This window comes from Ideonella sp. P3_A4 (assembly GCF_056403075.1).
Map to the genome: position 1 here is coordinate 1 of NZ_JBFUGE010000302.1, position 7396 is coordinate 7396.

The window sequence follows — 7396 nt, forward strand, 5'->3', positions numbered from 1 at the left end:
CGCACCACCAGTTCCAGGTGCAGCTCGATGAAGGTCGTCAGCTCGCGCACCTTGGCGGCGGCCCATGGGTCGGCCGGTGCCAGCGCTGGTGTCGGGTACGCGGCTTCGAGGTACTCGACGATCACTTCGCTCTCGCACAGCGTGCGGCCGTCGGCCAGACGGATGAACGGCACCTTGCCCAGCGGTGACGCGGTCAGCGTGGTCTCGTCCTTGCTGCCGGAGCCGACGTATTCCTCGGTGAAGGCGATGCCCTTTTCGAGCAGCACCATCTTGACCTTGTTGTAGTAGTTCGAGACGGCAAAGCCGCACAGCGTGATCATGGGTTGCTCCTTCGCGATTTGATCGACGCAGTCTAGCCACCTCAGGCGACGCGGCCTGCCGCGGACGCGACAAACGCTGCTCAGGACCGGTGGCGCCGCCGGCTGACCAGCGCGATACCGCCGACCACCGCGGCCAGCGCCAGCACCAGCCGCGGCGTCAGCGGCTCACCCAGCAGGCCGACGCCGGCGGCCAGGCCGAAGATCGGCGTCAACAAGGTGAACGACGAGATCTGCGTCGCCGGGTAGTGGCGCACCAGCCAGAACCACAGCAGGTAGCTGGCGAAGGTGACGATCACCGTCTGGAACACCAGCGCGCCCCAGGCGACCATGCTGGCGCTCTGCGGCCAACGCTCGCCAGTGGCCAGTGTCGCGATGGTCAACAGCAGCGCCGAGACCACCAGCTGGTACATCAATGTCTGTTCGGCAGGTGCGCTGGACAAGGGCGTTGCGCGGATCGTCAGCGTGGTGCCGGCCCACAGCGCCGCGGCGATCACGCCCAGCGTGTCGCCCCACCACTGGTGGGGGTTCGCCACCGCCCGGCCCGAGAAGCTGTCGCCGAACGCGGCGGCGACACCGGCAAAGGCCAGCAACAGCCCGGCCAGCTGCCCGCCGCGCAGCTTTTCGCCGGGTGCGATGAACGGCATGCCCAACGCGACGAAGAACGGCGCGAGGTAGATGAACACCGCCATCCGCGAGGCGGTCGTGTACTGCAGGCCGACGAAGATGCAGCCGAACTCGAGCGCGAACAGCGCGCCGGCCAACAGCCCGCCGCGAACCGTCGCCGCGGGCTTGTTGGCAGGCCGAAGATCGATCCGGCGCACCCAGGTGAACAGGGCCAGCAGCGCAGCCGCCCCGGCCGACCGCAGCGCCGCCTGCAGCAGCGGCGGGATCTCGGCCACCGCGATCTTCGACGCGCTCTGGTTCACGCCCCACAGCGCTGAGCACAGCAGCAGGCTGACGACGGCCAGCGTGTCCAGGTGGGTGCGGCGGCCGTCGGTCATTCGGCGGCCGTGTTGCGCTGCCGCTCACGGCCCAGCAGTCCCCAGGCCAGCAGCCCGGCGACGACGCCGCTGGCGTGCGCGGCGGGTGCCAGCGCAAAGTCCCAGCCGTCGACCGCTTGAGTGGCCGCGCCCCAGGGGCGCTCGACCACCAGCTTGGTGACCAGGCCAAGGGCCAGCAGGCCCCCCACCGTGCGCGCTCGGGTGCCTTCACGCCGCGCCAGCAGACTGCAAGCAGTGACGGCCGCGGCGGCGTGCAGCACACCGGACAGCCCGCCGTAGTGCCGCAAGGCCGGCTGGGTCAACAGGCCGAACTGGGTCAGCGGCCAGGCCAGCGCCCAGGCGGCCACCGCACGCGGCCCGAGACTGGCTCGCCAACCCAGGAACGTCAGCGCGGCGCACCCCGCCAGGTTCATCAGCAGGTGGTGCAAGCTCCAGTGGACCCAGGCGGCGCTGACCGCGCGCCACGGTTGCGACCAGGCCAGCGCAGGCTGCCAGTCGAGCAACTCAGTCGGCAACGGGAAGACCAGCACGGCGCCCAACGCGGCCACCACAGTGGCCAGCGGCCAGGCCCAGGAAGAAGTCAGGTGGCGGCGGGCGGGTGGATGGGGCAAACGCTCAGCCCCCGAACACCGCGTGCCACAACGCGTGGATCGCCGCGCGCTCGGTGGCGAGCTGGGCCGGGTCGAACTGGGTCGGCTGCTCGTCCAGCCGCGCCCGGTGCTGCGCACGGCGCAGTTCGCGGTAGCCATCGGCGGCGGCGGTACCCACGCCAGCGGGCAACAGACCGGCGTCTTCGGCCCGCTGCAGCAGCGCGATGTTGCCCTTGTTGTCCAGCAGCGCCGGGTGACGCGCGCCTTCGGCCAGCACCAGGTACTGCACCGCGAACTCGGCGTCCATCATGCCGCCGTCGCTGTGCTTGACGTCGAAGCGGCCGTTGGACACCGGCCGCGCGGCGCGCACCTTCTCGCGCATCGCGCTGACCTCGGTACGCAACGCCTCGGCCTCGCGCGGCATCGACAGCACCTCGCGCCGCGTCGCTTCGAAGCGCTCGCCCAGGTCCGGCGAGCCGGCGCAGAAACGCGCTCGCGACAAGGCCTGATGTTCCCAGGTCCATGCGGTGTTGCTGCCACGGCCGCGCTGGTAGCGTTCGTACGAATCGATCGATGTGACCAGCAGCCCAGAGTTGCCGTTCGGCCGCAAGGCGGTGTCGATGTCGAACAACTCGCCGGCAGCGGTGCGCAGCGTCATCCAGTTGATCAGCTTGCGCACGAAGGCGCCGTAGACCTCTTGCGCGCGGTCGGGGTCGGCCTCGTCGGCATCGTCGTAGAGGAAGACGAGATCCAGGTCACTGCCATAGCCCAGCTCCAGCCCACCCAGCTTGCCGTAGGCGATGACGGCGAAGTGCGGCTCCTCGCGGTGGCGTTGCTTCAGGTGGCGCCAGGCCCAGCGCAGGCAGCAGTCGACCACCGCATCGGCCAGCGCCGACAGGTCGTCGGCCACCTCTTCGACCGTGATGCGGCGCTCGACGTCGCGCACCAGCGTGCGGAAGACCTCGGCGTGGTGCGCGCGGCGCAGTGTGTCCAGCAGCGAGCCTTCGTCGGCCTCGCCCGAGCGCACCCACGCGGCATGCCGGTCTTCGAGGTCGGCGACGAAGCCGGCGCGGTCGAAGCGTTCGCGCAGCTGGCGTTCGTCGGCCAGCTCGTCGATCACGCCCGGGTGGCGGATCAGGTAGCGCATCGGCCAACGGGCCGTGCCCAGCAGGCGCAGCAGCCGACGCTGCACCTCGGGCCGCTCGATCAGCATGGCGAGGTAACTTTCGCGCCGCAGCAGCGGCTCGACCCAGTCGACCAGGCGCAGCGCGGCGTCGAGCGAGCACTCTTCCTTAGTCACGCCGGCCGCAGCGCGCAGCATCAGCTTGCCCAGCCGCAGCTTGCTCTCGTCGCGCATCGCTTGCACACGGGGTCGGGCGGCAAAGGCGCGCACCCGCTCCGCCAGTTCAGCGGGCAGGCGGTCGAGCAGTGCTTCGTTGTCGATGGCCAGCGGGCCTTCGCCGCATTGTTTGCAGCCGCCGTTGCCGGGCCGGCCGGCAGCGGGCGCCTGGCCGTCGTGCAGCAGCGCGTCGAACTCGGTCGCGACCAGCTCGCGCACGCCGCACAGGCGGTCCAGCAGCGCGCAAGAAGGCGACAGCCCACCATTGGCCTGGTGACAGGCGTCGGGCAGCGGCATGCAGCTGCCGTCGTAGCGCGGCGTGCTCTCGCCGTTGGTGAGCGATGCCAGGCTGCCGGCGATCCACGACAAGTCGCCATCGACAGTCGGCAGCAGGTGGGTCTGTTGGTCGTCCAGGTACTGGATGCGGTGCTCGACCTGGCGCAAGAAGACATAGGCATCGGCCAGCTTGCGCGCGTTGTCGGCCTTCATCAGCCCGCCGGCGGCCAGCTTGTCTAACGCCTTCAGTGTCGAGCGGGTGCGGATCTCGGGGAACTGGCCGCCACGCGCGACCAGCAGCAACTGCACGATGAACTCGATCTCGCGGATGCCGCCACGCGACAGCTTGACGTCATTGGCGCGCTCGGGCCGGCCGGCGGCGCGACGCTGGGCCTCGTCGCGGATCTTGCGGTGCAGCTGGCGCAGGCCCTCGAAGACGCCGTAGTCGAGGTACTTGCGGTAGACGAACGGCGTGACCAGCGAACGCAGCGCGACCGCGCGGCCGCTGGTGATGGCCTCGCGCGGGGCGACGATGCGGCTCTTCAGCCACGCAAAACGTTCCCACTCGCGGCCCTGGACGAGGAAATACTCTTCCAGCATCGCCAGGCTGACCACCGGCGGGCCGGAGTTGCCGTTCGGCCGCAGCGCCAGGTCGACGCGGAAGACGAAGCCGTCGTCGGTCACGTCGCCGATCAGTGTGTAAAGCTGGCGCGCGACCTGCGAGAAGTATTCATGGGCCGAGATCACACCGGCCGGGCCGCCGGTGGTCTGGCCGTCTTCCTCGTAGACATAAATCAGGTCGATGTCGGACGAGACGTTCAGCTCGCGCGCACCGAGCTTGCCCATGCCGACGATCCAGAAATCGACGCGGCGGCCGGTCGCGTCCAGCGGCGCGCCGTGGCGCGCATCGGCATCGGCCAGCGCCTGGGCCAGCGCGCGTTCGAGCGTCGATTCGGCCAGCGCGGTCATCGCTGCGGTCACATCCGCCAGCGACGCGGCCTGCTCGACATCCAGCACCGCCAGGCGCTCGATCACCAGCTGGCGCGCCACCCGCAAGGCTGTCGGCAGCGACCGTCCGGCCTGTTCCAGCGTGCTGATCAGCGAAAGAATCGTCGGCCCGTCCGGCACGCCGGTCGGCAACAGGGGCAATTCGGCGGCGTAGCGCCGGCGCACGCGCTGGACGAAGCGGCTGTGGTCGGCCGTGGGGTGGGTGGGCGGCGGCGTCTCGGGCGACGGCGGTGTCGCGTCGGGGCCGAGGGCTGCCGGGGGCAAGGAACCGATCAGGTCCACGAGGGCTCTGTGCTAGATTGACCCGCTGGCGCGGCAAAGGGCCGTCGGCCCCTTGCAACCGCGCCCGTCCAAAAGGCTGGCGCCGGGGCCTGCCGCCCGGTTTTGTTCATGCCTTTGATGCCCTCACGTTCCACCGAGCGCGCGCCTTTGTTTCGCCGCCTCGTCAGCAGCTTGTTACCCAACAGCCCCAGCCCGGCCTGGCACCGGCCTTCGCGCTGGCTGCTTGGCTTGTCACGCGGGGCCCTGCGATGGGCCATTGTGTTGATGCTCACGTTGTGGAGCATCGTACTGATCGCGTGGCTGACACTGCACTGGGGGATTTTGCCGCACATCGACGAGTGGCGTCCGCAGATCGAAGAGCGTGCCAGCCAGGCGATCGGGCTGCCAGTGCACATTGGCCAGATCAGCGTGAAATCCTCCGGCTGGGTGCCGGCGTTGGAGCTGCGCGATGTGGTCCTGTCCGACCGCGAGGGGCGCCAGGCACTGCGGTTGCCGCGGGTCAGCGCCGCCTTGTCGCCCAAGTCCCTGTTCACGTTGCGGTTGGTGCTGGCCCAGCTGTACATCGAAAACGCCGAGCTCGAAGTGCGGCGCGACGCACAAGGCCGGCTGCACGTGGCCGGGCTGGACATGGACAACTCGGCCCGCGTCGATGAAGGCGGCGGGCTGGATTGGCTGCTGAGCCAGCCCGAGTTCGTGCTGCGCCACGGCACCCTGCGCTGGGTCGACCAGCAACGCGGTGCGCCGCCGCTGGAGCTGCGCGACGCCGACCTGGTGCTGCGCAACGGCTTGCGCCGCCACGAGATGCGGCTGGACGCGACCCCCGGCGCCGGCCTGGGCGAACGATTCATGCTCAGCGGTCGATTCAGCCAGCCGTTGCTGGCGCGCAGCGGCGACTGGGCGCACTGGTCCGGCACGGCCTACGCGCAGCTGCCTGGTGTCGACATGGCGAAGCTGCGCGACTACGTCAGCTTGCCGTTTGACCTGCAGGCCGGCGCCGGCGCTGCGCGCTTGTGGCTGGACCTGTCCAAAGGCCAATGGCGGCGCGCGACCTTGGACGCCGCGCTGAACAACGTCGCCTTGCGCCTGGCCCCGGCGCTGGAGCCGCTGGCTCTGCAGCGATTGCAGGGCCGGATCGAAGCCGAGCGCCACGGCGGTGGCTTGCAGCTGTCGGGCCAGCAACTGGCTTTCACCACCGCCGAAGGGGCCAGTTGGCCGGCCAGCCGCTTCAGCCTCGCGCTGACGCAGCAACAGCAACTGGGTCGCCCGACCCTGTCCGACCAGCCCGTGGCCGGTGGCGAATTCACCGCCGATCGGCTGGACCTGGCGCTGATGGCCAGCATCGCCGGCCGCCTGCCGCTGCCGGACTCGCTGCGCCAGGGCCTGGCCGAGCTGGTGCCGACCGGCGTGGTGCAGGGGCTGCAGCTGAGCTGGGTTGGTGCGCCGGCGCAACCGGCGCACTACCACGTCAAGGGCCGTGTCGGCGGCTTGTCGATCGCTGCGTTGCCGGCGCCTGAAGCCGCCTCGGGCCCCGCCCATGTCGGCCGGCCGGGCTGGCGCGGCGCCGACCTGGAGATYGACGCCAACGAAGCCGGCGGCGAAGCCAAGCTGCTGGTGCGCCACGGCTCGTTCGAACTGCCCGGTCTGTTCGAAGACCCGCTGCTGCCGGTCGACCATTTCAGCAGCCGTCTGGTCTGGCGCGTGCAGCCGCAGCGGCCATCGGCCGGCGCCAGCGCCCCGCCGCCGCTGATCGACCTGCGCCTGCTGGAGGGCCAGTTCGCCAACGCCGACGCGCGCGGCGAGCTGCAAGCGCACTGGCACACCGGCGACGGCAGCGGCCATGGCAAAGGCGGCCGCTTCCCGGGCGTGATCGACCTGACCGCGCAGATCGAGCAGGGTCAAGCGAAGAGCGTGCCGCGCTACATGCCGGTCGGCCTGCGGCACACGCGTGAGTACCTGGCCGGTGCGATCCAGGGCGGTACCGTGCGCCACGCCCGATTGCGCCTGCGGGGTGACCTGAACGAATTCCCGTTTGCCCAAGGCGGCAAGAGCGCCGATGGCGAGTTCGTCGTCACTGCCCAGGCCGAGAACCTGACCTTTGCCTATGTGCCACCGGTGCTGACTGAGGGCGTCTCGCGCTGGCCCGAGTTCACCGAGCTCAACGGTGAACTGGTCTTCGACCGCACGGCGATGCGCATCCGCGATGCGCGGGCGAAGCTGTGGGGCATCGAGCTGAAGCACGTCAACGGTGAGATCGCCAACCTGACGCATGAGGCGACGCTGGTCATCGAAGGCGGTGGGCGCGGGCCCTTGAGTGACGCGCTGCGCTTCGTCGGCGCGACGCCGATCGACGGTTGGCTGTCGCACGCTCTGCGCGACGCCACCGGCACCGGTCAGGCCGACCTGCAGCTGGCGCTCAACATCCCGCTGAACGACAGCCACGCCACCACGGTCAAGGGTGCGCTGACGCTGGGCGGCAACGACGTGCGGGTGCGACCCGACGTGCCACTGCTGAGCAACGCCAAGACCCGCATCGAGTTCAGCCAGCGCGGCTTCTCCATCGCCCCTGGCACCGCGCGGGCT

At 70.2% G+C, this 7396-nt stretch carries 5 protein-coding genes; 1 reads left to right on the plus strand and 4 read right to left on the minus strand.

Annotated features, from left to right (window positions below; translation table 11 throughout):
* The 4 genes from AC1DYI_RS22045 to glnE all read right to left on the minus strand — a co-directional run.
* A partial coding sequence (locus AC1DYI_RS22045; protein WP_477206276.1) for a glutathione S-transferase family protein occupies positions 1 to 320 on the minus strand: 320 nt, incomplete at its 3' end.
* 80 nt (positions 321 to 400) lie between these two features.
* Positions 401 to 1321 carry a DMT family transporter gene (locus AC1DYI_RS22050; RefSeq protein ID WP_477206277.1) on the minus strand — a complete coding sequence of 307 codons (921 nt, stop codon included), beginning with the start codon at positions 1319 to 1321 and terminating at the stop codon, positions 401 to 403.
* Entirely contained in the window at positions 1318 to 1932 is a 615-nt protein-coding gene (rrtA, locus tag AC1DYI_RS22055; protein ID WP_477206278.1) for a rhombosortase, read from the minus strand. Before rrtA ends, AC1DYI_RS22050 begins: the two co-directional genes overlap by 4 nt.
* Before the next feature lie 4 nt (positions 1933 to 1936).
* Entirely contained in the window at positions 1937 to 4816 is a 2880-nt protein-coding gene (gene glnE, locus AC1DYI_RS22060) for a bifunctional [glutamate--ammonia ligase]-adenylyl-L-tyrosine phosphorylase/[glutamate--ammonia-ligase] adenylyltransferase (RefSeq protein WP_477206279.1), read from the minus strand.
* A 117-nt stretch (positions 4817 to 4933) separates the two neighbouring features.
* Here glnE and AC1DYI_RS22065 point away from each other — a divergent pair.
* Positions 4934 to 7396 (plus strand): YhdP family phospholipid transporter (locus AC1DYI_RS22065; protein ID WP_477206280.1); only part of this gene is annotated, 2463 nt, incomplete at its 3' end.

Bases quoted from the DNA above. Each gene is read 5' to 3' on its own strand.
- AC1DYI_RS22050 (WP_477206277.1), bottom strand. From the start codon at position 1,321: ATGACCGACGGCCGCCGCACCCACCTGGACACGCTGGCCGTCGTCAGC.